The following is a 24,420-nucleotide window of genomic DNA, read 5'->3' on the forward strand; positions in this document are numbered from 1 at the left end:
TGCCACCGACCGTTTACGAACGGGCAATGGCGTCGAAACCACCTATTGAGGTGTCCGGAATTAGTTGACCACTGCACTGCTGCCCTCTTTGCAACAGGAGTAGGAATGGTCGCTGGTGGTGTCATCCAAATGCTCAGCCCCCAGGCCGGCGGTCTGAAGACCAGCGCCGCCCCTGAAAACACCCCCGGGTACGCCTTCGGCAGCGCGAAGAACACTACGGCATCCGGTAACCCGGTCCCGCTCTGCTTCGGCAAGCGCCGGGTAGGCGGTGCGATCATCAGCGCGGCAATTTATGCTGAGGACCAGATGTAGAGCAATTGACTATGGTCGCCTCCGGGCGGCCGTTTCATACCCGTAGACAGACCTATCTCGCTAGGCGGGTGCCGATATGGAGCTCTCCAGCCAGCGTGGTAACCACTCAGGTAACCACCAAAAGTAACCACCCCGCCTGGTTACCATCCATCAAAGGGATCTCCGTTACGGAGTCATCCAGCGGCCCCAACCTTGACAATAGTTAACAGGCTGGCAGCTTGGCCAAGTCCCAATACCGCATTTCCAACGTCAGGTTTTGTCAGGTTGCTCGTGTCCAAGAGCTTGCTCGCTATCGACGCCCAGAATCGCAACAAACCAATGCGCGCCCAGTGCAAGCTAACAGTCAGCCACTACACTGGACGCTCCCAACGTGAAGCATTTGGAGGTGTCTGTGTTTGTTTTCGAACTCGTGGTGCCAGGCACCTGGCTGGACTATGAAGACCGCGACTGGTCATCAAAGGTCGAAGATCTGCTACGCAATCTACAGTCCCAGTTCTTTGAATCGAATTTAGCGCTGAACTTGTTTGTGCGCTCTCAGCAGAGCCGGTCCTCACCCAGCATAAATCGAGATAAATGGGAGCAGGACACTCAGCTTCGTCGCGAGATTCAGCAAGCTGTAGAGCTAGAAAGGGGAGGCTTAAATACCCATGAGAGCTGGGAAGAAATTCGCTTCGAAACGGACGTGCGCTTTAAGCGGGAGCAGTGGGCTAGAGGGAGCGTTCCTAGAGAGTTCGAGCACAACACCTCATTTCTCTATGCGCGAGCTTTTTTGTACGCACTTGATGGTTTCGACAAGTTTTTAGGGGTTCTGTCGAAGACCGAAAACACTCCAGTCGTAGTAGCTGAGCTGTATAAAAAAATGGCTACTGAGTTTCCAAACCTCCGCGGGGTTCGAAACTCAGCGCAGCACCTGGAAGATCGAGCGCGTTTCTTAGGACAAGGTGGTAAGCCGCTGGACCTGAAGCCGGTTGATCAAGGCGGGGTGAATGCCCCCAGAGGGGCGCTGATACTCAATAACCTAAATGGATCAAAATACGGGTCAACCATGGCAGATGGTCATTATGGCGAAGTCGATGTCTCGCCAGAGTCTATGAGTTCTCTTCAAGGCCTACTCTCAGAAGTATTGAATTCATTTAACTGGAAGGGACCAAAGCAACACGCGCCAAATGCCTAAGGACCTTGAGCAGGCTGGTATCCACGGTTTGGCATCGTCCTCGCTGGATATCAGAATCATCACCTAGAGGAACAACCATGCTCTACAGAGGCGTTTCACTAGCAGTCCATAAGGCGTCAGCAGGCATAATTGAGGTGAATGGCGACCGCGGCGAAGTTGAACCTCTGCATGATGGAAAAGCACGGCATGACGGAACCTTCACATACGGAAGCTCCGCAGAAAACGCAGTGAATGCTCAACAGATCGAGACGGGGACATGGAGTTCAGCATTCATCTCGGCCACGCGAGATAAAAAGACGGCGGAGTATTTCGCTACCCATGACAGAGAGGGTAATAACATCCCTGGAGTGGTCTACTGGATCGACGACACACTGTTTGAGCGCTACGGCGTGGTAGCCATCGAGTCAAAACAGCCGAAGTATCCTGAAGAGCGCGAAATTTCAATCCGGCCAGGCTCAGGCCGAATGATTCCAAGCGAGGTCATTATCCGGATTGAGCACATTGATTCGTAGCCAGTCCCATTTGCGAAAACAACCCCATGGAAGGCTCACGTCAAGCGCTTATCGACGTGTTTTCGCGCAATGTTTCGCGCACGTCCGCCGCGCACTGGAGGATGCGCGAAGCCCTCCCCCGGCTAGGTTTCACGCAGCCTTTCACGCAGTGCCTTCACGCAACTGAACTGCGTGAACTCTCTGTGGGAGCGAGCGACGCGCCGCAGGTACATGCCCGCCGATGCGTTCGCACTTCTGGTTCTCACCCTCTTACGCGAAGCTGGCGCGAACCCGGCCAGTGGTTACCACGCTAGTTACCAATGCAAGCGGTTGCCAAGCACTGGTTTCCACTGTGGTTTCCACGGTATTGCAGTGGTTTCCACTGGCAACCTGGTCAGTTGCCGAACAAACCCACGGAGGTGGCGCGGCGAGCTTGCAGGCCCTTCACAAAAGCCGACGGACGCGTAGGATCAAGATGCGCAAATTGGAGGGCGCCCTAATGAAATTGATCATGGACTTCAAGGCAGACTGGCACGACACACTCAAGGAGATCATGAGCAAGGAATGGGGGATGGACACGACAGGACTTACTACAGACGTCCCCGTTCATTACTTCAACGCAGCACAAAGACGCATATCCGCGAGGCCTAGGACGCTACTCGTATCGGATACCTTCAAGTGCCCCGCAGAACACCAGGCTGGCTGGGACCTAATTCAGCAAAAAGTGAAAGATGGTCAAGATCTAACCCCGCACCTGAGCAAGCTGATCGAAAAAACGACAAAAACAGATCTGATGCTGAACGACTGGGGGGTTTACCACTTACACCTTGGAACTCAGATCAAAAACGGTTTTGTCGAAAGAGCAGGCCCTTTGCTCTTCGCCAGAATCACTGACGAATATTTTTATGCGATAGATGTTTACGACCATCATTCGTGGACGAACAGCGAAATAGTCGAAACCGTTCATCGCAACTGGCCCGAGTCAGTTGCTCGTTGGGTCATGCAAGGCGTGCAAGGCGAAAGGCTCACCGATGAGGAGCGAGCTGCGTTGAGGAAAGTCCACGCCAACTCCTTCTTTCTTACCAAAGATGACACCACATACGGCCCGCTTGGCGGCGGCACGGTGGCGTCGGGGCACAATATATTCTCAGTTATCCAAATGGACATCGAGCATGATCGCCTTGAGTGCTTGGAGCGTCGTCTGGTTGAAATTACCGACGAGGTGATGCCAGAGCTCAAAAAAGCTGGTTACACAGACGCGGCGGAAGTGACTGCCAAGCTCGTTCTAACGGAAGGGTTTTACGCTGCTTTCTTCCCTGAATACCGGCTCCTGGTGAATTTCTATCCCCGCACCGCTTGAGCGATTCGCCTGCCGGTCTCGAGTGTTTGATTGACTGCGAACACTTTGACCACACTTTGACGGAAGGTGAGACAGGCATGAGACGAACCCCGCACCTGGTCGGCGTCTGAGGCTTTATACATGCGGGGGCCGTCAAACAAGCAGGCTTGGTCGTCTCATCCCCCTGACAGACCCCAGACGGATTCTGGACAGGCTCTGGACGGCCAGCGCGGCGGTAGGTAATCCAACTCCGCCCAGGAGCCACGGACAGCATGGGCGGCGGCAGGTCGGGCAGCAGACTGGACAGCTATCCCGTCCAGAAAATGGGAGCGTCCACGACGGTGATTTGTGAGGCTGGCGAGTCATGAAGACGCTAGGGGAAGCGAACTCGTTCCCTGACGACCCTTGAGGAGCCTTGACGAAATTTTTGACAGGGTTTGACGGATTTCTCCAGCACCACCACTAGTTGGAACGCTGAAAGCCACGCAGTTCATGGCTTTGCGGGCATTCGCGCAGCTTGGCCAGCACCAGCCTTGTCAAAAATTCCAGACTTGGCCGTCAAGGTAACTGCTCGATCATTCGCCAGGCTTACGCCGGCCGTATGGGGCGGTGACCTACCGGGCGAGAAGATCCTTAGCGCGCCAAGCAATACTAGACAGGCCCTTGACGGTTTTCCCGCCTCAGACAAGGACCGATTTGACCGCAGCCCAATACCTACGTGCCTCTCAGCATGAGAGTTACCGTGCCGGTGCTGCGGCTCGTCAAGAGTTTACTCGGGTAATACGAGCACCCAAGCAGCAGGTTGGATCATGGAAGACGACTACACTCGCCAAACACATCCCCCATAGTGAAGGGTCAATCGATGAATTCTTGTAGCCTTTGCGATATTAAACTGACGATCAAGAACGATTCCAAAGAGCACATCATCCCCAACAGTATTGGGGGAAGAAAAAAAATCAAAGGCTTTCTGTGCCAAAACTGCAACAGCAAAACGGGCGACGAGTGGGACACAGAGCTCAGCAAACAGCTCAATCCATTAAGCCTCATATTTTTCATTCAAAGAGAACGAGGAACCCCGCCCTCACAAACTTTCAACACAACAGAAGGCACCTCCTTAATTCTTCACAGCGAAGGTGGAATGTCACCTGCCAAGGTGGACTTTAAAGAAGTGATAATTGACGGAAAAACCCATATCCGAATACTTGCGCGAGACATTAAAGAGACCAAATCAATTTTAAAAGGAGTGAAGAAAAAACACCCATCTATAGATATCGAAAAACTGACTTCCGGCCTACAACCTACGCAAGAATATCTTTATGGGATGCTTGAGTTTGACCTGACGTTCGGCGGCCCAAGCGCCGGGAGATCCTTGGTCAAATCGGCATTGGCACTAGCGCACAGTGCGGGTGTGGCGTCAAACTCATGCGAACAAGCGATTCAGTACCTTCGCCACGATGGCGCCCCGTGCTTTGGCTACTATTACGAAAGAGATTTAATCATCGACCGGCCGCCTAAAACCCCATTGCACTGTGTGGCTATCCAAGGCAATCCAGATTCAGGGCTACTATTAGGATATCTAGAGTATTTTGGCGTACACCGTGTAGTCATTTGCCTTTCTGAAAGATATAACGGAAAGGCACTTTCGGCGAGCTATGCCGTAGATCCGACTACGGGCCTCGAACTAAATTTAAGCGTCGATATACCTCTCAGTCAAGATGATATACAAGCAACATACAACTACGAAAAACATGACACTACCAAAGTGCATCAGTGCTATGAGGAAGTGATACCTGTCGCCCTAGAGATGTCAGAAAAAAGAGAGCAGGACAGAGTTATATCCGAGGCCACAGATTTCGCGTTTAAAAACTGTGGTGCGAAAGAAGGAGAAACGTTAACTGGAGAGCAGTATAAAAAACTATGTCAATTGATGGCGCAGAAACTTACTCCATATCTGTTGAGGGTTTGGAAGGCATGACAACCGAGGTATTGCACACCTGACAGCAGGCTGGAGCAGGTGCGATTTAATTGTGATCCAGGCTCACATTTGAGCTGTGGGGTTGTGAAGCGCTACCCCATCCAACTCTGTCCCTGAGACAGAATTGTGCCCAGATCAAACTGGCTGGTTCTACATGCAGATCGTAATAGACCTTTGGCGAAAGGGCACACTACCGAGGATTTCTCTGTGGATGAAAAATCCCACCGATCAGGGGTATTTCCCAGGCGGGGATCATCCAGATTTGGATGCATCGATCTGCCTCAGTACGCGACACGTTTTGCGAAATGCGGAAACGTGTCGCGACACCTGCCCTACCGAATTGGGAGGTTAGGTAATTCCGGGATAGTCCCGTATTTGCCTCGAACGACGATTGGAAAAAACAAACCCCACGAAAGAGCATCGAATGGTGCGCTTGTGAAAACACCCCATGAATTACCACTACCCTGATCCGGGGTGGTGATGACGACCGTACCTTTGAGTCAACAACGATTTCGGAGAGACAGGTTTACCACTCGTCAGGGGGTAAATCTGGAAATCCATGGGCATCATGAAACGGGGCAAAATCACCCCAGCAGTGAGCACCGTGTATCCCCACCTGTATCCCCATGAAAACAGAACAACACAAAGCCTAATGTTTACGGGGTAAAAACAGACCAGTTCAAACGACCCCGGCGACCGAACGAAGCTCGCCTCGCGCGGGTTTCGTTGTTTTCGACGGTTGAGCAAACCTGACCAATCTCAAAATGATCAGGGCAACGGAGGTCAGGCTGCGACACTTTCCGAATCTCGCCGCGGCCACTCTTGGACTCGAGCCTCGGAAATTTCCTGCAAGCTGTAGCGTCTTAAGTGAACTGGCGCCAGATGAATCGTGAAGATAATCTTCGGGAGTCGCTGCACATCAGCGATCGGCTTTGACAGGCCGAAAAGTGTAACCTTTCACACCGCTCGATTAGACGGCATGCTTCCACGCGTGCGGTTTTGTTTATGGCGGCTGTGCGTGGGGCATCTTCGGGTGCGCCGGGTTCCTACACTTCCGGTCTGTCAACCCGCGCACAGCTGCCACCCAATCCTGTTTGACAGCAGGGGAATGGCAGCTTCTCTAGACAGTGTAGGAGTTGCAACGTGAAAAAGATCACCCCCGATCCTCCCGAAATCCCAAGCCTTTCCACCTCCGACGCCCCCGATTCCAGCAAACTCCACGAAGCCGCCGAGCGCGCCCTCGATTACCACCTGCAATCCCCCCTCGATCAACCGAAGCTCGACAAGTGTCCGGGCACCATCTTCGCCGTTGCTCCCGACGTCGATACTGAAACGCTGTTGGTTCACGCCTGCGAGACGCTCGCGTCGCTCAATGTCATGAGCACCGACCTGGCCTTCGAGCTTGAAGGCTCTCGCCGTAATGTCGCGCTGGCGATTCAGCAAATGGTCGTGCTGAGCGAGTTGTTGGTGAACAGAGCGCTGGACAACCTCGACCCGCCCGATGCGCAGGCGTCCGGGGTCAAGCCAACCTCCCGCCACTGAGTGGTGGCGCTGTTTTATCGAATGGAGTTTTGCCCATGGCTCGATACATGGCCATCACCGGCCTGGACTGCACCATCCCTTCCCTGGTGATCGACACCGAAGCGCCCCTCGACGTACTGCACGAAACCGCGGCCTACCGTATCCGCACCGTGACCCAACTGCTGGAAAACCTCGCCCTGCGCGAGGAGACTCACAGCGACGCCGCGCTGCTGCACGACTTCGCGCGGGTGCTGGCTATCCCGCTGCGCGACGGCTGCGAATTAATGGACGTCGTCGGGCGACGCTTGCAGGCGCAGATTGCGTCATAAAAAACGGGCGACCTCAGCGTCGCCCTTTTTTGGGGTTGAAGGAAATTTTAGGTAATCAGGAGCAGACCACGACCCCTGGCCTGAGCGATCACGCAGATGCGGAATCCGTATTAGCACTTCTTCGCTTGCTCTTTCGCCTGTGCCCACACACGCTCTTCCTGCTCGCGCAGTTGCGGTGTGAACTCGGCGCCGAAATCCTCCGCCTCAAACACCTGGCGAATCTCGATCTCGGCGTCCGTACCCGGCATCGGGTTGGGGCAGCGTTTGACCCAGTCGATGGCTTCCTGCTTCGACTTCACCTGCCACAGCCAGTAGCCGGCGATCAGTTCCCTGGTTTCGGCAAACGGGCCGTCGATGACCGTGCGCTTCTCGCCCGAGAAGCGCACGCGGGTGCCTTTGCTGCTGGGGTGCAGGCCTTCGCCGCCGATAAGGATGCCGGCCTTGACCAGCTCTTCGTTGTAGTTGCCCATTGCGGTCAACAATTCTTTGGTGGGCATCACGCCGGCTTCGGAATCCTGGCTGGCTTTCACAATAATCATGAATCGCATCGTCTTATCTCCGCTGGATTTGTGTGACTCACTTCCTGGCCGACGGTCGGGATCGCCTGGTCGACAAGATGCCGGGCAATTTTGTCTATGCCGGCCTGATTCCGTTGATCTTGCCCGGTGCATGCATCATTCACTACCGCCGCAATCCGGTCGATACCTGCCTATCCTGTTACAACAAGCAATTCGGCGGTTAGCAACTGTTCAGCTACGACCACGCCGAATTGGGGCAGTTCTATCGCGACTACCAGAGCTTGAGGGTTCACTGGCGCCAGATGCTACCCGTCGAATCCTTTATTTAAGTGGACTACGAAGCGGTGGTCGACGATCTGGAAGGACAGGCGAAGCGCTTGATCGACTTCATTGACCTGCCTTGGAATGAGGCCTGCATGGACTTCCACAAGACCCAACGCGTGGTGCGCACCGCGAGCGTCAATCAAGTGCGGCAGCCCCTCTACAAAACCTCGAAAGGTCGCTGGCGCGCGCATGCCGAACAGCTCGGGCCGCTGTTGGCGGCGCTGGGACTTGCCGAAGCATGAACGACTCAAGCGCAGCGCCGGCACAGCGCCTGCTAACGGTGTTCGCCTGCGTGTGTGCGCTGCTCGGAATCCTCACAGGTTGCGCCGATCCGAACCGGCACGCCGAAACCCTGGCGCACACCGGTAACTTGCAGCGTGACCAGGTCGATACCGACAGCTTTGTGCTGACCAGCTTTTACCGGATAACCCGTCCAGACCTGCCGCTGACCCTCTACATCGAGGGCGACGGCATGGCCTGGCGCTCGCGTACCGTGCCGTCTGAAAATCCGACACCGCATCAGGCCCTGGGCCTGGCGTTGGCGGTGGCAGACCCCGCACCCAACGTCGTGTACCTGGCACGCCCCTGTCAATTCACGCCGCTGGCGGTCAACCCACGCTGTGAAAAAGCCTACTGGACCCACAGGCGTTTTTCAGAGGAGGTGGTCGCCGCAATGGACCAGGCAGTCACGCACTACGCCGCACGAGTACCCGGTCAGCGCATCCATTTGGTCGGCTATTCGGGCGGTGGTGCATTGGTGGTGTTGATCGCCGCCAGACGTCACGATATCGCCTCGCTGCGCACCGTGGCCGGTAACCTCGACCCTGTCGAAGTCAACCGCCTGCATCAGGTGTCGGCGATGCCTGAGTCGCTCAATGCCATCGATGTTGCACGCCAGGTCGCGTCGATTCCGCAGCTTCATTTCAGTGGTGCCGATGACAGTGTCGTGCCACCGGTGATCGCGCAACGGTTTGTCAGCGCCACTGCCAGTGGATGCGCGCACAGCCATATCGTGCCGGGCATGGGCCATGAAAGCGACTGGGCTCGCCGCTGGCCAGAACTACTCAGCCACCCTCCCCTCTGCTCCACGGCGCCCTGAAAAAGTCAGTCGACAATCCTTGAGTGAACGGCATTGCGTACTCGGCGAAATCGGCGGCCTTGATTTGAGAGAAGCAGACTGTTCCCCACAATACCTTCTAAGTACCAAACCATACTTACTCAATATTAGACGACCGAAAACACAGGAGAGGAAACTACCTGCAATTACAACAATACCTAGAGGATATACATATGATCCGCACATGCGAAAGCGTTTCGGCAGTATCCCCTTCGACCTTCAACACGTTGATCGGGTGACAAACATGCAGTCTTCTTCTTCCTGGATCGTCCTTTCCATCACCGGCATCTACATGCTCAGCCTCGCGCTGATCAGTTTCGGTGTTCGCCGGCACTCTCGCAGTGCCAATAACTACACCACCGGCGGCGGGCAGTTTCCTGCATTTTTGATCGGCTTTTTGATGCTGTCGGAATTCATCGGCACGGCGGTCAGTATTGGCACCGCCCAGACCGGCTTCAAAGTCGGGATCTCCGCCGCCTGGAACCTCTTCGCACTAGCACTGGGCTTTGTGTTGTTCGCCTGGTTGCTGGCGCGCAAGTACAAGGAGCTGGGCGACAACACCATCTCCGGCGTGTTGGCGCACAACTACGGTCAGAAAACCCGTTTCGCTACGTCAATCATCACCATCTTCGCCCTGGAAATTGTCGCGGTCTCGATCTACGCCAGCGGCGGCGCCGTCCTGGCCAGCGTGCTGCAAGTGGATCGCACCCTGGCGATCATCATCGTCGGCGTGGTCTCAGTGCTGTATGTCAGCATCGGCGGCATGCGTTCGGTGATCTACACCAACTTCGTGCACGCCAGTCTCAAATACCTCGGCGTCGCGTTGGCGCTGTGGTTCGGCCTGAAACAGGTCGGCGGGATAAGTGCGTTGCAGACTCAATTGCCGGAGCGAATGTTCGACTGGACCGCCATCGGCTGGGGTCAGATCGTCGCCTGGATGATTGCCGGAATCGGCTCGATCTTCTCCACCCAATACGTGATTCAGGCGGTGAACACGGTCAGCCATGCCGGCAAGGCCCAGCGCGCCTGCTTCTACTGCGCAATCCTGATGATCCCGTTCGGCATCGGCGCGGCACTGATCGGCATGTGCAGCGCGGTGTTGTTCCCCGCGGTCGATTCGCTGCAAGCCTTCCCGCGCCTGATCGCAAGCATGGACCAACTGACGGCTGGGTTGGTGGTCGCTGGCCTGGCAGGCTCGCTGTTCGGCACCATCTCGGCCGTTAGCATGGGTTCGGCCACCTTGCTGCTGCGCGACTTCTACGAGCCTTGGTTCAACCCGGAAAAAAGCGACGTCAAATCCCTGCGTTTCGTACGCCTGGCAACCATCGCCGTCGGCCTGCTGCCCATCGCTCTGGCGCTGACCTCAGACAAAGTACTGATGATCGCCTTCCTCGGCAAAGCCCTCCGTGCCTCCCTGGCCGTGCTGGTGCTGATGGTGTTCTACGCACCGAAATTCGGCACCGCCGCAGGCGCATTTCTGAGCATCATCGCCTCCCTGGTTGCCACCGTTGGCTGGTTCCTGGCAGGCAACCCGTTCGGCATCGACAACGCCTACATCGCCCTCTTCACCCCACTGGTGATCATGAGCATCAGCCACCTCAGCCGTCGAGGCACGCCGCCCGAGCAGGTGGAGCGGGTGGTTGTGGAGATTGGCTTGAAGTAGTTCGGTCGTGAAGCGTAGCGCGACACGCGATGTAAGCCGATCATCTGATTGGCGCCCAGCAACAACAACCGGCAACCAGCAGGTTTTCGCGGGCTGGCAATTATCGACGGCAGAAACTACATTGAGGCGGCATAGTGATAAACAAACGGAATGTTTTCGCCATATGGCAGCCATAGAGCTGAAAGGGGATAGCACAAATGAACGCAAACCAGCGCCGCCGACGCATCGTATTCTGGCGCGGATCATTCCCAGTGATAGTAGGCTTTGCTGTTCTGATTCTGACCTTGACTCTGGCTGAGCAAGCAGCCCCGGTAACGCCTCAAGAACTCGATGGCGTAAATTTGAGCCAGCAGGTGGTTCACTCCTCAAAATTGGGGAGCCAGACAACCGCGCCAATTCTGGCGGTATCTCAATAAGCCAACTCGCAGATAACAGGTAGACGAGCACATTGATCAGAAATACCAAAATGCCCAGTCATACCTGTATGCAGGGTGTCTCAGATGTGAAATGACCGGTATTCACCGAGAACACTACAGTGAATACCGGTCAAACCAGCAACTAGCGGTCGTTCTTCATCGTTGAGGTGGCGGCGTTGCTCAAACCTTTTGTGTTGTGTTCGCCTGGCGTGGTTTTAGCAATCGAAGTGGCCTTGGCCACCCCTCTGGTAGCTTTAGAGTGCGCCACTCCGGAAGTGACCGAACCATGACCTTTGTTATTATTGCGCAGGCTTCCAGAATGCTTGCCGCTGATGCCCCTATCCCTCACGGCTTTTTCAGCGACCCCAGCCTTTTTAGCCCTTTCAGCACGATCTTCAGCGCGATCTGCAGCCTTTTCAGCACGGTCTTCAGCGCGACCTGCAACCTTTCCAGCACGGTCTTCAGCTCGATCTGCAGCCTTTTCAGCACGATCTGCAGCTCGATCGCCACTTAACCCCTTGCCCATGCCTATCCCGCCCGCGCCATCAGAATGGCCAGCACCACCAGCCCCCCCACTATGACCACCGCCATTACCACCACCATTACCACCGCCGTGACCGCCACCACCACCGCTGCCTTTTGCATAAGCAGAGGAGATGGGAGATAGCTCACCAGGAAGCATGGATGCCCCGGCGAGCATCAAGGTGCATACAGCCATAACCATCAAATTTTTCTTCTTTATAAACATGATGCCTCCCGGCGCTTTGGATTCATTCCAATGAGACAGAGGTCTTGAAGTTAGGTTCTTGGCTGGCGATGAACGGCACGCTCACCGAACATGAGTCGGTGGTGAATTATTCTGCAGGTGCTTTATTGCCGTTCTCCGCCACCAGGCAACCTTTTGCCATCCATTGGTAATCCCGCGCCCACTGAGCGTGCGATCATCAGAAAAGCTTCGCTCTGGGGTATCTTTGCCAAGAGTTTGAGAACGCAGGCGTCGACATGCCGAGTTACTACATCACACCGTTGTTCACACTTTGTTGAGAACTAGTCCCGTATACTTTCCCGACTGCCTGAATGTTCTTCGGCCCTATTCCTTTCCTTGGTAGCCAGAAGCCTATGTCCCGACCCGCCCCACTCTTATTCCTGCTCACTTGCCTGTTGTTCTTTTTTGCCCTTGGCAATCACCAGCTGCAAGGTTCTACCGAAGCCCGGGTCGCCGGGATTGCAATGGAGATGCACCTGGATAACGACTGGGTGACGCCCCGACTATTTGGCCAGCCTTTTTTGGAAAAGCCACCGCTGAGCCTCTGGATCGACGCCGCAGCTATCCGCGCGTTTGGCGGCACGCCTTGGGCGGTGCGGCTGGCCTCGGCCTTCGCCGGGCTGTTTAGTGTGATGCTGCTGTACACCATGCTGCGCAGGTTCGATCGGCCGACGACTATCGCCTGGTCCGCGGCCATCATGCTGGCGACCATGGCCAGTTACTGGAGCAATGTTCGCGGGGTTGGTGAGGATGCGCTACTCAGCCTTGGCGTGACGATGGCCTTGCTGGCGTTTTTTCAGGCTAACCGGCGACAGGCTGAACAACAGTCAGTCATGGCGACCTGGTTGCTGTTCGCGCTGGGCATCGCCATCGCGAGCTTGAGTAAAGGTGTGCTGGGACTGGCAATGCCGGGGGTGGTGATCTTCGCCTATCTGGTGGCCGACAGCGTGATCGAGAAACGGCTCAAGCTGTCGGACTGGGTACGTCCGGGCCTGCTGACATTGCTCGGTCTGATCCCCTTGGTGATCTGGCTGTTCATGCTCTATCAGCGAGGCGGTTTGCAGGCGGTAGAGGAAGTATTGTGGACCAACAGCATCGGGCGCTTCGGTGGCTCGTTCGAGTTGGCCGGACACTATGAACCGTTCTATTACTATCTGGCCAAGCTGCCAGAGGCCTTTCTGCCATGGAACATTCTGGTGTACCTGGGCCTTTGGCATTTCCGCAAAAGCCTGATGAGCAATCGTTACCTGTTGTTTTTCACCCTCTGGATTCTGGCGCAGTTCACCTTGCTGTGCTTCGCCTCCAGCAAACGCACGGTGTACCTGATGTCACTGACGCCCGCCGCTGCCGTGCTGGCGGCTGAATACGCCTCGGTGCTGTTCGAGCGACTGCGCGAACGTACCAACGCTACGACGTTTATCGGCAAGCTTGCCCGGCACCGTCGAGGCCTGGTGGTCGGTGTGCTGAGCCTGGTGATCTGCATCTACCTGGCGGCCGCGCAATGGGCTGCGCCTCGCGCTGACCGCAAATTGTCCTTCCTGCCGCTGACACAGCAAATTCAGACAATGCAGGCCAACGGACAAGAGGTCGCGCTGTATCAGGCGAATGAACGTACAGCCGGAGCCAGCGTGTTTTATACCCAGAGCCTGCTCAAGGGGTTGGAGACCGAAGCTGAGCTGAGTGAATTTCTCACGGCATCACCCAATCATGTGGCGCTCATGGCCAGTAACACTGAACCACCAGCGTCCTTGAAAGTGTTGAAAAAAATGATTGTGGGCAAGCAGGATTATTATTTCGTTGGGCAATAGACCCATAGACCCACGCTAACTGCAGGAAAAAAAAACGGCACCTTCATCAGGTGCCGTTTTTTTTGTATTTCGCCAGAATCACACGAGCTTTTCCTGGACCTGAGTATTGATCATGGCATCGCCGCCCTTGGCGTTGATCGCAGCATCCTGAGCGCGGACAAACCGGTGGCTGTCCTTCGCCATGGCCAACAACGGTGTATTGGCTGCTATCCAGCGGTGCCCGTGCAACCGCTGATAGCCAGCGCAAACAGCTGGGAAGGCGACGACGTTCAGCCGGTCAGACTCGTTATTGGGGAATGACTGAACTCCAGTCGGACGCGTCAATGAAGCCGAGCATCTGAGGCTTTCCAGTCGCCAGCGCAGTTGAAATAAACAGCGATGCGCCATAGCCCAGCGTCGATGAAGCGAACTTCATGTTTTTTTCAAGTTCCGACATGCACTCACTGTGCGTCACCAGAATCAGGTTTCGGCCGGCGACCTTGTGGCTGAGGACGTCCTTCAACATACGGCCTTTACAGTTGATCAACCAATCCTGGCCCGCATCGACCGTCTTGAACATGAAGGAAGATGTCTGCGCCGCGCGGGTCAAAGGGCTGTGGTAGATGTCAGCCTTGTCCAGACCCAAATGTTCAAATTGCGAACCTACCGCGACGGCGACGTCGCGGCCGCGCTCGGTAATGCCATCGGCACTGCCAAGGCAAGTGGCGCTGGAGTGATCGCAGCGCTCGGCGTGACGAACCAGCACAATCATCTCGCCCTTGGCCCAATCCGCCCTCAGTTGCACTAACCCGGAGGTTTTGCCATGGACCAGATCGGGTACCGCCGCCGGCCTTAAAAGAACAACAGTCAGCGCAATAACAAACAACGCACACAACAGTACTACGACAATAGTTCTATATTTCGTAGCGCCACTTAAACCAAATCTTAATCCCACGATCAAGTTGCCCCTGTGGCGAAAAATCTATAAGCGAGCCATACCAAAGATACAAAACACCCATGGCAACTGCGCTATTGAAAACGAACAACCCGTGATTCGGGCGCCCAAGTGAACAAGAGACTCTATGGGGCGCGACGTCGGGCCCCAGTGAAATGAATGTGAAAAAAAGCTCAAAGAACAAGCACGTCCGGGCACCGGTATTTTCGACCACTCCTCCCCTGTAGATCAAACGCTGCACGCAATAGAGACGGCTCGCCCCCATTGTCCATGAAGGCAGGACAAAAACCGTTTCAGCTATCGCGTACGCTGCCGATACACCACTACACCAAAACCTTGCTGGCTACCAAAAACAACAAACTTCCAGCCAACTGACGACCAACACTCGCAACGTTCCTGGAGTAATTGCAATGAATAGCTGGTTCGGCAATATCAGCGTCAACCTGAAACTGGGCCTGGGGTTCGGCGTGGTACTGGCGCTCACTACGGTCCTGGCCCTGACAGGCTGGACCAGCCTTGGCGGTCTGATCGATCGTAGCAACTGGATGAGCGATATCACCCAACTGAACGCCGGCTTGACCAAACTGCGCGTCAGCCGTTTGCAATACATGCTGACCAACGGCGACGAGACCGCCGCACAGAATGTGCAAACCACCCTCGACGGGTTTGTTGCCCAGCAAAAATCCCTGCTCAATAGCTTCAAGAGCCCGGAGAACCTCAAGCTGCTCAAGCAGCAAAGCGCGACCATCGACGCCTACCAGCAATCGCTGAACAAAATGCGCAGCGCCTACCGCGCAGGCAACGCCGCTCGCCAGACCATGGGCAATAACGCCGAGAGCGCCAACACACTGATCGCCGCGATCAACACCCACGTACAGCAAATGCCTTTGAGCGATCAGCGCTTCGAGCAATTCCTGGCGATCAGCAAAGCCAAAGAGGCGTTCCAGCTCGCCCGCTACGAAGTGCGTGGCTACACCGCCGACACCAACCCTGAAACCGAACACAAAGCCGTCGCTCAACTGGACGCCGCCATCGCCGGATTGAATGACCTCAACCTGCATTTTAGCGGCACTCAACAGGACGAACTGCGTCAGCTGGAAAGCGCCCTGATCGGCTATCGCAGCGCGCTGCAGGCCTTTAAAGCAGCGGACGGTGACGCGGATCAGGCCCGCAAGGAAATGACCGATCAAGGCAATGACATCGTTGCCCGCAGCGATGAGCTGTACCAGATCCAGCTGGACCGCCGCGATGCCGAAAGCACCCGAGCCCGTAGCCTGCAATTGATCAGCACCCTGCTGGCGTTGCTGGTCGGCATTCTGGCCGCCGTGATCATCACCCGACAGATTACCCGCCCGCTGCGCGAAACCCTGGCCGTAGTTGAACGCATCGCCTCGGGCGACCTGACCCACGATGTGCATGTCACCCGTCGCGACGAGCTTGGCGTATTGCAGCAAGGCATCGCACGCATGGGTGTGACCTTGCGCGACTTGATCAGAGGCATTCGCGACGGCGTCACGCAGATTGCCAGCGCTGCCGAAGAACTGTCGGCCGTCACCGAACAAACCAGCGCCGGGGTTAACAGCCAGAAGATCGAGACCGATCAGGTCGCCACCGCCATGCACGAAATGACCGCCACCGTGCAGGAAGTCGCGCGCAATGCCGAACAGGCCTCACAAGCCGCCTCCGAGGCTGACGGCCAGGCCCGCGAAGGTGACAAAGTGGTCTGTGAAGCGATCGCGCAGATCGAACGCCTGGCCACCGAAGTCGCGCGCTCGACCGACGCCATGACCGTGCTGCAACAGGAAAGCGACAAGATCGGCAGCGTCATGGACGTGATCAAAACCGTGGCCGAACAGACCAACCTGCTGGCGCTCAACGCGGCCATCGAAGCCGCCCGCGCCGGTGAAGCCGGTCGCGGTTTCGCGGTAGTCGCCGACGAAGTCCGTGGCCTGGCTCAGCGCACGCAAAAGTCCACCGAAGAAATCGAAGGGCTGGTCGCTGGTTTGCAGAACGGTACCAAGCAAGTCGCCGCGGTGATGAACAACAGCCGCAACCTGACCGACAGCAGCGTCGAGCTGACCCGCAAGGCCGGTACCTCGCTGGGAAACATCACCCGTACGGTGTCCAGCATCCAGTCGATGAACCAGCAGATCGCCGCTGCCGCCGAGCAACAGAGCGCCGTGGCCGAAGAGATCAGCCGCAGCATCATCAACGTACGCGATGTGTCCGAACAGACCGCCGCCGCCAGCGATGAAACCGCGGCATCGAGCGTTGAACTGGCGCGGCTGGGCAACCAGTTGCAGACGATGGTCAGCCGCTTCCGGGTTTGACCTGGCGAGGACAAGCCGCTTCCACAGGATTACGCGGTCAACGGTGGGAGCGAGGCTTGCCCGCGATGGACTGCTTCGCCCGAGCGCGAACCGGCCGAACGGGAGCAGGCGCCCTCGCCGCAGCTTGTGCATTGATCAACCTTTATGTGGAGCAAACCTGCGCCGCAGATCCCCCGCCCGCGCCAAAAAACGCCCTTCACGCCGTCCATTCACCTGACCATCCGCATAACTGCACACGCCGTTGACCCATACCCCATCAATTCCCTCTGCTGCCCGTTGCGGGTCCTTGAAGTCGGCCACGTCACGTACCCGCGCCGGGTCAAACAACACCAGATCGGCCCAATGCCCTTCGCGAATTTCACCGCGTTCGACCAGGCCGAAACGTGCAGCCGAAAGCCCGGTCATTTTGTGCACGGCGGTGTGCAGCGGGAACAGCCCCACATCGCGACTGAAGTGCCCGAGCACCCGCGGGAAAGTGCCCCATAAACGCGGATGCGGGAACGGATCTTCCGGTAAACCGTCGGAGCCGATCATCGATAACGGGTGCGACAGGATGCGCCGCACATCGGCCTCGTTCATCCCGTAATACACCGCGCCGGCCGGTTGCAGGCGGCGGGCTGTGTCCAGCAGCGGGAGGTCCCATTCGGCGGCGATATCCATCAGGTCGCGGCCGCCCACCTCAGGATGGGGTGTCGACCAGGTGATGGTGATGCGAAAAGCGTCGGTAACCTGCTTGAGGTCCAGGGTCGAAGAGCTCGCCGCATAGGGATAACAATCGCAACCCACCGGGTGGCTGAGCGCGGCACGCTCAAGGGATGCGAGCAGCTGCGGGCTGCGCCCCCAATTGCCGGCACCGGCGCATTTGAGGTGGGAAATGATCACCGGCGAGCTGGCGTGACGAGCGATCTGAAAAGCCTCGTCCATCGCCTCCAGCACCGGCTCGAACTCGCTGCGTAAATGGGTGGTGTAAATCGCGCCGAAGGCTGTCAGCTCTTCAGCCAGTTGCAGCACTTCATCGGTCTGTGCGCAAAAAGCACTGGCGTAGGCCAGCCCTGTGGATAAGCCCAAAGCGCCGGCCTCCAGGCTCTCGCGCAATTGCTCACGCATGGCGTTGATTTCACCGCGCGTGGCGGTGCGATACAGGTCATCCAGGTGATTGCTGCGCAGCGCCGTGTGGCCGACCAGCGCCGCCACATTCAGGGTCGGGTGCGCCGCTTCGACCGCGGCCCGGTAGTCGCTGAACGTCGGATAGACGAAAACGCTGGCCGCACCCAGCAGGTTCATCGGGTCCGGCGGTTCGCCGCGCAAACTCACCGGCGAGGCGCTGATCCCGCAGTTGCCGACGATCACTGTGGTCACGCCCTGGCTGAGCTTGGGCAGCATCTGCGGCTGACGGATCACCACCGTGTCGTCGTGGGTGTGCACGTCGATAAATCCCGGCGCCAGCACTCGACCAGCGGCATCGATTTCTTCTTCAGCGCAAGCACCGTTCATGTCACCGATGCGTTGAATGCGGCCATCCAGTATCGCCACATCGGCGGGAAAACCCGGCGTGTCAGTGCCGTCGATGACCAGGGCATTGCGGATCAATGTGTCGTACTTCATGTCAGTTTCCCAGCGGCAGGCAATCGGCACCGGTGCGATCGCAATGAAGGGATTGACTCGGTAACGAGCGATCAAAACGATCCGCGCGATGGCTGAGGCAGTTTTTCTTCATAGTAGATGACGTCTCAAGCCTTATCACCGCTAGCATCGCCACCAATGCTTTCTCGCAGGTCACTCCCTGCGTGAATCAGCGATGGAGCGAGTATCGAGGACTGACCCCTGCTGCAGAAATCCGGATGCCCCTATTCAATCCTGAGCAGCGATCGCCAATCAACCTTCGAACACCGTCATGGCATAGGCCGCCAGCTTGCTCTGAATGAAGTCCAGGAAGCATTGAATACGCAATGCCAGCTGCGAATTACGGTAGTACACCGCATTGATCGGTTGGCGATAGCCGCTATTGGCCTCGGCCAAGACCACCTTCAAGCGACCGGCCTTGATGTCATCAATAGTCATGAAGTGCGACAGGCAAGCAATACCCTGCCCCTCCAGCGCCAGATGTCGCAAGGTTTCACCGCTGGAGGCGCAAATTCCCGGCTGAATCTGCCAGCGGTCACCCTGGGCATGACGCAACGGCCAATGATTGAGGCTTTCGGTCTGGGTGAAACCCAGCAGCGAGTGCCCGGCCAGTTCCGCCACGGTGGCCGGCGAGCCGTGCTTTTCCAGGTACTCAGGGCTGGCGAGGATGTGCAGCGGGCTGCAGCCCAGGGAGCGGGCATGCAGGGTGGAGTCCACCAGAGGCCCGATACGGATGGCGATATCGGTGCTTTGTTCCAGCAAATCGATGATCAGGTCGTTGCTGTTGAGTTCCAGCTGGATGTCCGGGTACAGAGCGCGAAATTCGCTGATGTATGGCACGACCGCGTGCAGCATGAACGGCGAGGCGGCGTTGATTCGCAGTCGACCTGAGGGCGTTTTCTGGCGCGAGGACAAGCGCTCTTCGAGTTCATCCATCTGTTCGAGAATCAGTTTGGCCCGCTCGAAGAAATATTTGCCCTCTTCGGTCAGGTCCATACGCCGCGTGGTGCGGTTGATCAGCGTGGTGTCGAGCTTGGCCTCGAGCCGCGAGAGCGTGCGGCTGACCGCCGAGGGCGTTTGCCCCACCTGTTCGGCCGCAGCCGAGATAGACCCGCACTCGATGACGCAGACGAAAATTTGCAACTCATCGGATCTGGCTTTCACGTATGTCCTCTGTATCGAGTTGTCCCGGCGGGTGACTTACTGTGGGAGGGGGCCCTGTAGGAGCGAGCTTGCTCCGGGCGGCGTTCCGACGATGGACTCAAGGGCGACGCGTTTATTCAGGACACACGCGTTATCGTTAACGTCCTATATCGCGAGCAAGCTCGCTCCTACACGGGCAGCGGCATTGGGGCAGCCCCCTCGCCACCGATAGTAGCCCGATGCGGGGCAAAAGGAACCTTACGCCGGCAGGCCGAACACCTCGCTCAGGTGCTGCTCGTAGCGGACAACGTCGGCCTCAATGGCCGGACGCTTCATCACATCGACGCAAAGGAACGTCGGCAGTCCGGTCATGCCAAGGAAGGTGTTGGCCTTATGGAACGGGAAATACACAGCATCCACACCCTTGGCTTCGAAGAAGTCGGCCGGGTCGTTGAAGGCTTGCTGCGGCGCGTTCCAGGTCAGCGACAGCATGTATTGCTTGCCTTGCAGCAGGCCGCCGCTGCCGTATTTTTGCGATGCGTCGGAACGAGTGCGGCCATCGCTGGCATACAGGCTGCCGTGGCCTTCGGTGAAGACTTCGTCGATGTACTTTTTAACGGTCCACGGCGCGCCCATCCACCAGCCCGGCATCTGATAAATGATCACGTCGGCCCAGACAAACTTCGCCACCTCTTCCGCAATGTCGTAGCCCTCGTCGATGTGGGTGACTTTCACATCGATTCCGCCGCGATCCAGCACGCTCAGCGCGGTGTCATGCAGCGTCGAGTTGTAGCGCCCGTCGGAGTGGGCGAACTTCTTGCCACCGTTGAGCAACAGTACTTTTTTCATGGGGTGCCTCATCAAGGTCCAATGCGCAGCGCTGTGGATAAGTCGCTGGATTGAGAAGGTTGAAAGTTGATGGCGGCAGGGTATCGATGCGGTGCCGAGGGAATAAGCCCGAAGCGGTCAAAATTCATTTGACCTATACGCACGAATTGCAGGTGGATTGTTGTCGTAGACTTTCCGAACCCGGAATTGAGGAGAGCGACATGAGTGACTTGCACGGTTTTATCTTGCAGGCAAAAACCAGACCGGAAAAAGCCGAGGCGTTCGAAGCGCTGTTTCGCGATTATGTCGAACCGAGCCGCGCCGAACCCGGTTGCATCGAGTACCACATGCTGCGCGACCAGCAGGATCCAACGCTGTTTATCTTTTACGAAATCTGGCAATCCCGGGCTCACCTGGACATGCATTCGAATCTGCCACACATGAAGCAGTTCTTCGACCAGCGCATGGATTACCTGGAGCGCGATTTCGATATCCGTCGCATCGATATGCTCAGCCCGTCATCAGCTAGCCGCTGATCCGCTAATCGCTGCCTCAAAGGCAGCTTTCATCCTCAGACCTTCCCTTCCCCCCAACCCACCGGGTTTGTGTACCTCTCTCACCTGTAGCAATCGCCGGTTCAGGCGGTCTCCAGCGGCAAATTATCAGCACGATTCCAGAAACCTGCTATCACTTGAATCTGTAACAGGAACGTCACCGATTCATTGTCGAACGCAAATATCCAGCTGGAACATCTGCATTTTGTCTGGATGATGGCAATTTGCTGCAATACAATCCGAAAACCGTCATAAAACGCTAAATGAGCATGGATGCCAAACAGATTCAGGTTGCCTCAAGTCCCTCATTTTGTCTGCACTCGGCCAATCGAACAGTCCGAGTGGACGAGCGCGGAAAATAATTAGAACCGGGTGGTTAATTGATGAGGGAAAGGACACCGGGCGGTATGTTTTCCAGCCTTGAGAATCACCGTGAGTGGTTGGGCGCATGGGTAATGCACCGGATAGTCGGGTTTATCGCAGATATATTGCCGGTTTTTTTCAGGTCGTTAGCGGTGCTACCCGAGGACTATGCCAATGTCCTTTGAGATAGCGATCAACGCCGAGCACCTGAGCAAGTGCTATCAAATCTACGACAAGCCGATGGATCGCATGCTGCAAATGCTGACCCGTGGCAGAAAACGCTATTACCGTGAATTCTGGGCACTCAAGGATGTGTCCCTGCAAATTGCTAAAGGCGAGACCGTCGGCATCATCGGTCGCAATGGCAGCGGCAAGTCCACGCTGTTGCAGTTGATCTGCGCAACGATGGCACCCACCCAGGGCAGCGTTGAAGGTCGAGGCCGTATTGCGGCGCTTCTGGAGCTAGGGTCCGGCTTCAATCCAGAGTTCACCGGCAGGGAAAACGTTTACCTGAACGGTGTAATACTGGGCCTGAGCCAATCCGAGATCGACACCCGTTTCGATGAAATCGCTGCCTTTGCCAACATCGGCGATTTTATCGACCAACCGACCAAGACCTACTCCACCGGCATGTTGGTCCGGCTCGCCTTCGCCGTCTCGGTGTGTGTGGAACCGGACATTCTGATCGTCGACGAGGCGCTCTCCGTCGGTGATGCGTCCTTTCAGTTCAAATGCTTGAACCGGCTGGAGAGCTTGATCGAGAACGGCTCTACGCTGCTGTTCGTGTCCCACGACATGAGCATGGTCAGACGCTTTTGCAACCGCGTCATTTATCTTCGCGAAGGTCAGATATTCGCCAGCGGTGCCCCCGACGAAATGGCCGAGTTGTACCTGCTTGATATGCGTGATGAACAGCGCCGCTGGGCAAGCGGCGGCGACGTTGCGGTCACGCGCAAACCTTTTCTGGGTGTTTCAAGCGATGCCAAAGAGGGTATTGCCTTCGGCACACAGGAAGGGCGCATTACTTCTGCCTTCTTTACAAACACCCGGGAACTCTTCTCCAGCTACCTGTATGGCGATGAGATCGAGATCCAGGTCGAAACCTTGCTGCGCGACAGCATCACCCAGCCATCGCTCAGTTTTACGGTCCAGGAGGCTCGGTTGATGGTCATCGGTGGGGCGAACTTTGCGCTGCAAATGGCACCGGCCGAGGACGGCTGGCGGCAGGCTTCGATCTGCGTGCGATTCCCGGCCAGTCTATCGGCAGGTCGCTACCACATTACCCTCAAGCTTCTACAGGGCGGGACTGAGGACACCTCACAGCTGATCGAGAAGCAGGTGGGGCTACTGGCATTCGACATGCTGCCCAATAACAGGGGTTTCCTCGGCGTCGTAGATCTGGGTTTGCAAAGCGTGGTCCAGCCTCCTGAACAACAGGGTCAAATAAAAAAAATGTGTAATGTCGATGTCCCGGAGAGTACATGAACGGACGCACCTGGCAGATCGCCATAGTTGGTACCTTCGACGTCGAGAATTATGGCGATCTACTGTTTCCGATCATTGCACAAGTCGAGCTGAGCAAACGGCTGGGAGCCGTACATCTACGGCGGTTTTCGTACAACTCCAGGCTCGCTGGGCAATGGCCCTATCCAGTGACGTCTCTGAGCGAACTGCCTGGTCTGGCCGAGCATCTGGACGGCTTGTTGATCGGCGGCGGCTTTCTGATTCGCTTCGATAAGCTCGTGGCTGAGGGCTATGGCCCTGCTTCACCGGATATCCACCACCCCACCGGATACTGGCTCACCCCGGCGCTGATCGCTTTGCAACACGCAACGCCCGTGATCTGGAACGCTCCCGGCATGCACTGCAACAGCATTCCCGACTGGGCCGCACCGCTAGTGAAACTGGCCCTGGAACAAAGCCAGTACGTGCGGGTTCGTGACAGCCTGTCACGCGATACCCTGGCTGCAATCTCGAGCGAGATTGACGTCGAAGTCCTGCCCGATACCGCATTTGGCTTACCCAACCTGATCGATGACCAGCAACCTTCCAGGCCATTCATCCATCTGTGCGAGCAGGCAGGATTGACCGCTCCGTATATCGTCATCCATGCCATCCACATGGTTGAGCCGTTTTTGCGCTTGTTCGAGCAATATCCGCAGGCGTTCGAACACTATCAATTTCTGGCGCTGCCCATTGGCCCGGTCCTTGGTGACCACCCCTCGATAGTCACCCGGCATTTGCCCCACGCAATCAGCCTGCCGGAATGGCCCGAGCCATTATTGCTGGCAGAAATCCTCAGCCGGGCAGAGGCCGTTATCGGTCACAGCTATCACCTGGCGATCAGCGCGCTGGCCTTTGGCGTCCCGGTGTTTTGTTCCGCCGATCTGAGTGCCGGGAAATACACCGCCCTGGCCGACTTCGAATCGCTGCACGCCCTGCCCGATGTCGAGACCATTGACGCACAGTGGTTTCTCGATCGAGCCGGCAAAACCCGGCCCTGCGCCGCAGCACAGGCGGCTGCGCTGCAGGTGAGCACTCACTGGGACCAGGTCGCGACCCTCATCAAGCAGGGAAAGACCTCTTCGACGCGGGCGCTAGACGCGTTTTGGCAAGGTTTGCCGACGCTGCTCGAAACGGCAGCAGAGCCCCGCGACACACCGTACATCGAGGCCGCGCCCCCGTCTGTCGATGTGGACCAGGCAAGCGAACGCGCTGTCCTGCACGCCAGGTTGAGCACTCAACAGCAACAGATAACGAGCCTCCACCAGCGCCTGGCACGAAGCGAGGCAAAAGTGCTTGAGTTGCAAAACTCCAGCTCATTTCGAATCACCGCCCCACTGCGCTCAATTGCACGTGGCCTCAGAACCCTGAGAGGAAGGTAAGGACAGG

Annotated in this window: 22 protein-coding genes; 16 read left to right on the top strand and 6 right to left on the bottom strand. The window is 56.8% G+C overall.

The genetic code is table 11. The features are described from left to right. The 7 genes from AC07UI_RS27195 to AC07UI_RS27225 form a co-directional block, all read left to right on the top strand. The coding region (locus AC07UI_RS27195) for a tail assembly protein (RefSeq protein ID WP_494995393.1) at positions 1–312 on the top strand (312 nt) is incomplete at its 5' end. A 391-nt stretch (positions 313–703) separates the two neighbouring features. Continuing rightward, the gene (locus tag AC07UI_RS27200; RefSeq protein ID WP_494995394.1) at positions 704–1,486 is read left to right on the top strand and encodes a hypothetical protein; all 783 of its coding nucleotides are present in this window, start codon (positions 704–706) and stop codon (positions 1,484–1,486) included. A 77-nt stretch (positions 1,487–1,563) separates the two neighbouring features. Then, positions 1,564–1,998, top strand: coding sequence for a hypothetical protein (locus tag AC07UI_RS27205; RefSeq protein ID WP_494995395.1), 435 nt, complete (start codon positions 1,564–1,566; stop codon positions 1,996–1,998). 478 nt (positions 1,999–2,476) lie between these two features. After that, positions 2,477–3,337 carry a death domain-containing protein gene (locus AC07UI_RS27210; RefSeq protein WP_494995396.1) on the top strand — a complete coding sequence of 287 codons (861 nt, stop codon included), beginning with the start codon at positions 2,477–2,479 and terminating at the stop codon, positions 3,335–3,337. 841 nt (positions 3,338–4,178) lie between these two features. Beyond that, entirely contained in the window at positions 4,179–5,291 is a 1,113-nt protein-coding gene (locus AC07UI_RS27215; protein WP_494995397.1) for an HNH endonuclease, read from the top strand. Between the two features lie 1,143 nt (positions 5,292–6,434). Then, the gene (locus tag AC07UI_RS27220; protein WP_494995398.1) at positions 6,435–6,833 is read left to right on the top strand and encodes a DUF6124 family protein; all 399 of its coding nucleotides are present in this window, start codon (positions 6,435–6,437) and stop codon (positions 6,831–6,833) included. 35 nt (positions 6,834–6,868) lie between these two features. Then, a complete protein-coding gene (locus AC07UI_RS27225) occupies positions 6,869–7,141 on the top strand; it encodes a hypothetical protein (RefSeq protein WP_494995399.1) in 273 nt (90 codons plus the stop codon). 110 nt (positions 7,142–7,251) lie between these two features. On the opposite strand, the gene AC07UI_RS27230 is transcribed toward AC07UI_RS27225, so the two are convergent. Beyond that, positions 7,252–7,689 (bottom strand): YciI family protein, encoded by a 438-nt coding sequence (locus AC07UI_RS27230; protein WP_494995400.1) that lies wholly within the window; start codon positions 7,687–7,689, stop codon positions 7,252–7,254. A 23-nt stretch (positions 7,690–7,712) separates the two neighbouring features. Between AC07UI_RS27230 and AC07UI_RS27235 the strand changes: the two genes are divergently transcribed. The 4 genes from AC07UI_RS27235 to AC07UI_RS27250 all read left to right on the top strand — a co-directional run bounded on the left by AC07UI_RS27235 (position 7,713) and on the right by AC07UI_RS27250 (position 10,763). Further along, the gene (locus AC07UI_RS27235; protein WP_494995401.1) at positions 7,713–7,883 is read left to right on the top strand and encodes a sulfotransferase family protein; all 171 of its coding nucleotides are present in this window, start codon (positions 7,713–7,715) and stop codon (positions 7,881–7,883) included. Positions 7,884–7,988: 105 nt separating this feature from the next. Further along, positions 7,989–8,225 (top strand): hypothetical protein, encoded by a 237-nt coding sequence (locus AC07UI_RS27240; RefSeq protein ID WP_494995402.1) that lies wholly within the window; start codon positions 7,989–7,991, stop codon positions 8,223–8,225. Beyond that, entirely contained in the window at positions 8,222–9,082 is an 861-nt protein-coding gene (locus tag AC07UI_RS27245) for an alpha/beta hydrolase family protein (RefSeq protein WP_494995403.1), read from the top strand. The genes AC07UI_RS27240 and AC07UI_RS27245 overlap by 4 nt, the downstream gene beginning before the upstream one ends. A 262-nt stretch (positions 9,083–9,344) precedes the next feature. Then, a complete protein-coding gene (locus tag AC07UI_RS27250) occupies positions 9,345–10,763 on the top strand; it encodes a sodium:solute symporter family protein (RefSeq protein WP_494995404.1) in 1,419 nt (472 codons plus the stop codon). Positions 10,764–11,321: 558 nt separating this feature from the next. Here the strand turns inward: AC07UI_RS27250 and AC07UI_RS27255 are convergent. Next, entirely contained in the window at positions 11,322–11,927 is a 606-nt protein-coding gene (locus AC07UI_RS27255) for a hypothetical protein (protein WP_494995405.1), read from the bottom strand. Between the two features lie 371 nt (positions 11,928–12,298). On the opposite strand from AC07UI_RS27255, the gene AC07UI_RS27260 reads away from it, so the two are divergent. Next, positions 12,299–13,753 carry an ArnT family glycosyltransferase gene (locus tag AC07UI_RS27260; protein WP_494995406.1) on the top strand — a complete coding sequence of 485 codons (1,455 nt, stop codon included), beginning with the start codon at positions 12,299–12,301 and terminating at the stop codon, positions 13,751–13,753. Positions 13,754–14,039: 286 nt separating this feature from the next. Here AC07UI_RS27260 and pmrG read toward each other — a convergent pair whose 3' ends face one another. Then, on the bottom strand, positions 14,040–14,687 hold the full coding sequence (pmrG, locus tag AC07UI_RS27265) for a lipopolysaccharide core heptose(II)-phosphate phosphatase PmrG (protein WP_494995407.1): 648 nt from the start codon (positions 14,685–14,687) through the stop codon (positions 14,040–14,042). 410 nt (positions 14,688–15,097) lie between these two features. Between pmrG and AC07UI_RS27270 the strand changes: the two genes are divergently transcribed. Further along, positions 15,098–17,017, top strand: coding sequence for a HAMP domain-containing methyl-accepting chemotaxis protein (locus AC07UI_RS27270; RefSeq protein WP_494995408.1), 1,920 nt, complete (start codon positions 15,098–15,100; stop codon positions 17,015–17,017). A 135-nt stretch (positions 17,018–17,152) separates the two neighbouring features. Here AC07UI_RS27270 and AC07UI_RS27275 read toward each other — a convergent pair whose 3' ends face one another. From AC07UI_RS27275 to mdaB, 3 genes are all read right to left on the bottom strand, one after another. Then, positions 17,153–18,622: an N-acyl-D-amino-acid deacylase family protein gene (locus tag AC07UI_RS27275; RefSeq protein ID WP_494995409.1), complete on the bottom strand. Its 1,470-nt coding sequence runs from the start codon at positions 18,620–18,622 to the stop codon at positions 17,153–17,155. Between the two features lie 270 nt (positions 18,623–18,892). After that, positions 18,893–19,804: a LysR substrate-binding domain-containing protein gene (locus AC07UI_RS27280; protein ID WP_494995410.1), complete on the bottom strand. Its 912-nt coding sequence runs from the start codon at positions 19,802–19,804 to the stop codon at positions 18,893–18,895. Between the two features lie 237 nt (positions 19,805–20,041). Further along, the gene (mdaB, locus tag AC07UI_RS27285) at positions 20,042–20,632 is read right to left on the bottom strand and encodes an NADPH:quinone oxidoreductase MdaB (protein WP_494995411.1); all 591 of its coding nucleotides are present in this window, start codon (positions 20,630–20,632) and stop codon (positions 20,042–20,044) included. A 200-nt stretch (positions 20,633–20,832) separates the two neighbouring features. On the opposite strand from mdaB, the gene AC07UI_RS27290 reads away from it, so the two are divergent. The 3 genes from AC07UI_RS27290 to AC07UI_RS27300 all read left to right on the top strand — a co-directional run bounded on the left by AC07UI_RS27290 (position 20,833) and on the right by AC07UI_RS27300 (position 24,413). Beyond that, positions 20,833–21,147 carry a putative quinol monooxygenase gene (locus tag AC07UI_RS27290; RefSeq protein WP_494995412.1) on the top strand — a complete coding sequence of 105 codons (315 nt, stop codon included), beginning with the start codon at positions 20,833–20,835 and terminating at the stop codon, positions 21,145–21,147. Positions 21,148–21,702: 555 nt separating this feature from the next. Continuing rightward, complete coding sequence (locus tag AC07UI_RS27295; RefSeq protein ID WP_494995413.1) at positions 21,703–23,013, top strand: ABC transporter ATP-binding protein; 1,311 nt, start codon at positions 21,703–21,705, stop codon at positions 23,011–23,013. Then, positions 23,010–24,413 carry a polysaccharide pyruvyl transferase family protein gene (locus AC07UI_RS27300; protein ID WP_494995414.1) on the top strand — a complete coding sequence of 468 codons (1,404 nt, stop codon included), beginning with the start codon at positions 23,010–23,012 and terminating at the stop codon, positions 24,411–24,413. Before AC07UI_RS27295 ends, AC07UI_RS27300 begins: the two co-directional genes overlap by 4 nt. Positions 24,414–24,420 lie beyond the last annotated feature (7 nt).

Source organism: Pseudomonas sp. GW821-FHT04C07 (genome assembly GCF_059420325.1).

Excerpts from the sequence above, each read along its gene's own strand:
- AC07UI_RS27290 (WP_494995412.1), top strand. The coding sequence starts at position 20,833 with ATGAGTGACTTGCACGGTTTTATCTTGCAGGCAAAAACCAGACCGGAA.
- AC07UI_RS27245 (WP_494995403.1), top strand. The coding sequence starts at position 8,222 with ATGAACGACTCAAGCGCAGCGCCGGCACAGCGCCTGCTAACGGTGTTC.
- AC07UI_RS27255 (WP_494995405.1), bottom strand. The coding sequence starts at position 11,927 with ATGTTTATAAAGAAGAAAAATTTGATGGTTATGGCTGTATGCACCTTG.
- AC07UI_RS27300 (WP_494995414.1), top strand. The coding sequence starts at position 23,010 with ATGAACGGACGCACCTGGCAGATCGCCATAGTTGGTACCTTCGACGTC.
- AC07UI_RS27250 (WP_494995404.1), top strand. The coding sequence starts at position 9,345 with ATGCAGTCTTCTTCTTCCTGGATCGTCCTTTCCATCACCGGCATCTAC.
- AC07UI_RS27295 (WP_494995413.1), top strand. The coding sequence starts at position 21,703 with ATGTCCTTTGAGATAGCGATCAACGCCGAGCACCTGAGCAAGTGCTAT.
- AC07UI_RS27205 (WP_494995395.1), top strand. The coding sequence starts at position 1,564 with ATGCTCTACAGAGGCGTTTCACTAGCAGTCCATAAGGCGTCAGCAGGC.
- AC07UI_RS27225 (WP_494995399.1), top strand. The coding sequence starts at position 6,869 with ATGGCTCGATACATGGCCATCACCGGCCTGGACTGCACCATCCCTTCC.
- mdaB (WP_494995411.1), bottom strand. The coding sequence starts at position 20,632 with ATGAAAAAAGTACTGTTGCTCAACGGTGGCAAGAAGTTCGCCCACTCC.
- AC07UI_RS27270 (WP_494995408.1), top strand. The coding sequence starts at position 15,098 with ATGAATAGCTGGTTCGGCAATATCAGCGTCAACCTGAAACTGGGCCTG.
- AC07UI_RS27210 (WP_494995396.1), top strand. The coding sequence starts at position 2,477 with ATGAAATTGATCATGGACTTCAAGGCAGACTGGCACGACACACTCAAG.
- AC07UI_RS27230 (WP_494995400.1), bottom strand. The coding sequence starts at position 7,689 with ATGCGATTCATGATTATTGTGAAAGCCAGCCAGGATTCCGAAGCCGGC.
- AC07UI_RS27275 (WP_494995409.1), bottom strand. The coding sequence starts at position 18,622 with ATGAAGTACGACACATTGATCCGCAATGCCCTGGTCATCGACGGCACT.
- AC07UI_RS27260 (WP_494995406.1), top strand. The coding sequence starts at position 12,299 with ATGTCCCGACCCGCCCCACTCTTATTCCTGCTCACTTGCCTGTTGTTC.
- AC07UI_RS27215 (WP_494995397.1), top strand. The coding sequence starts at position 4,179 with ATGAATTCTTGTAGCCTTTGCGATATTAAACTGACGATCAAGAACGAT.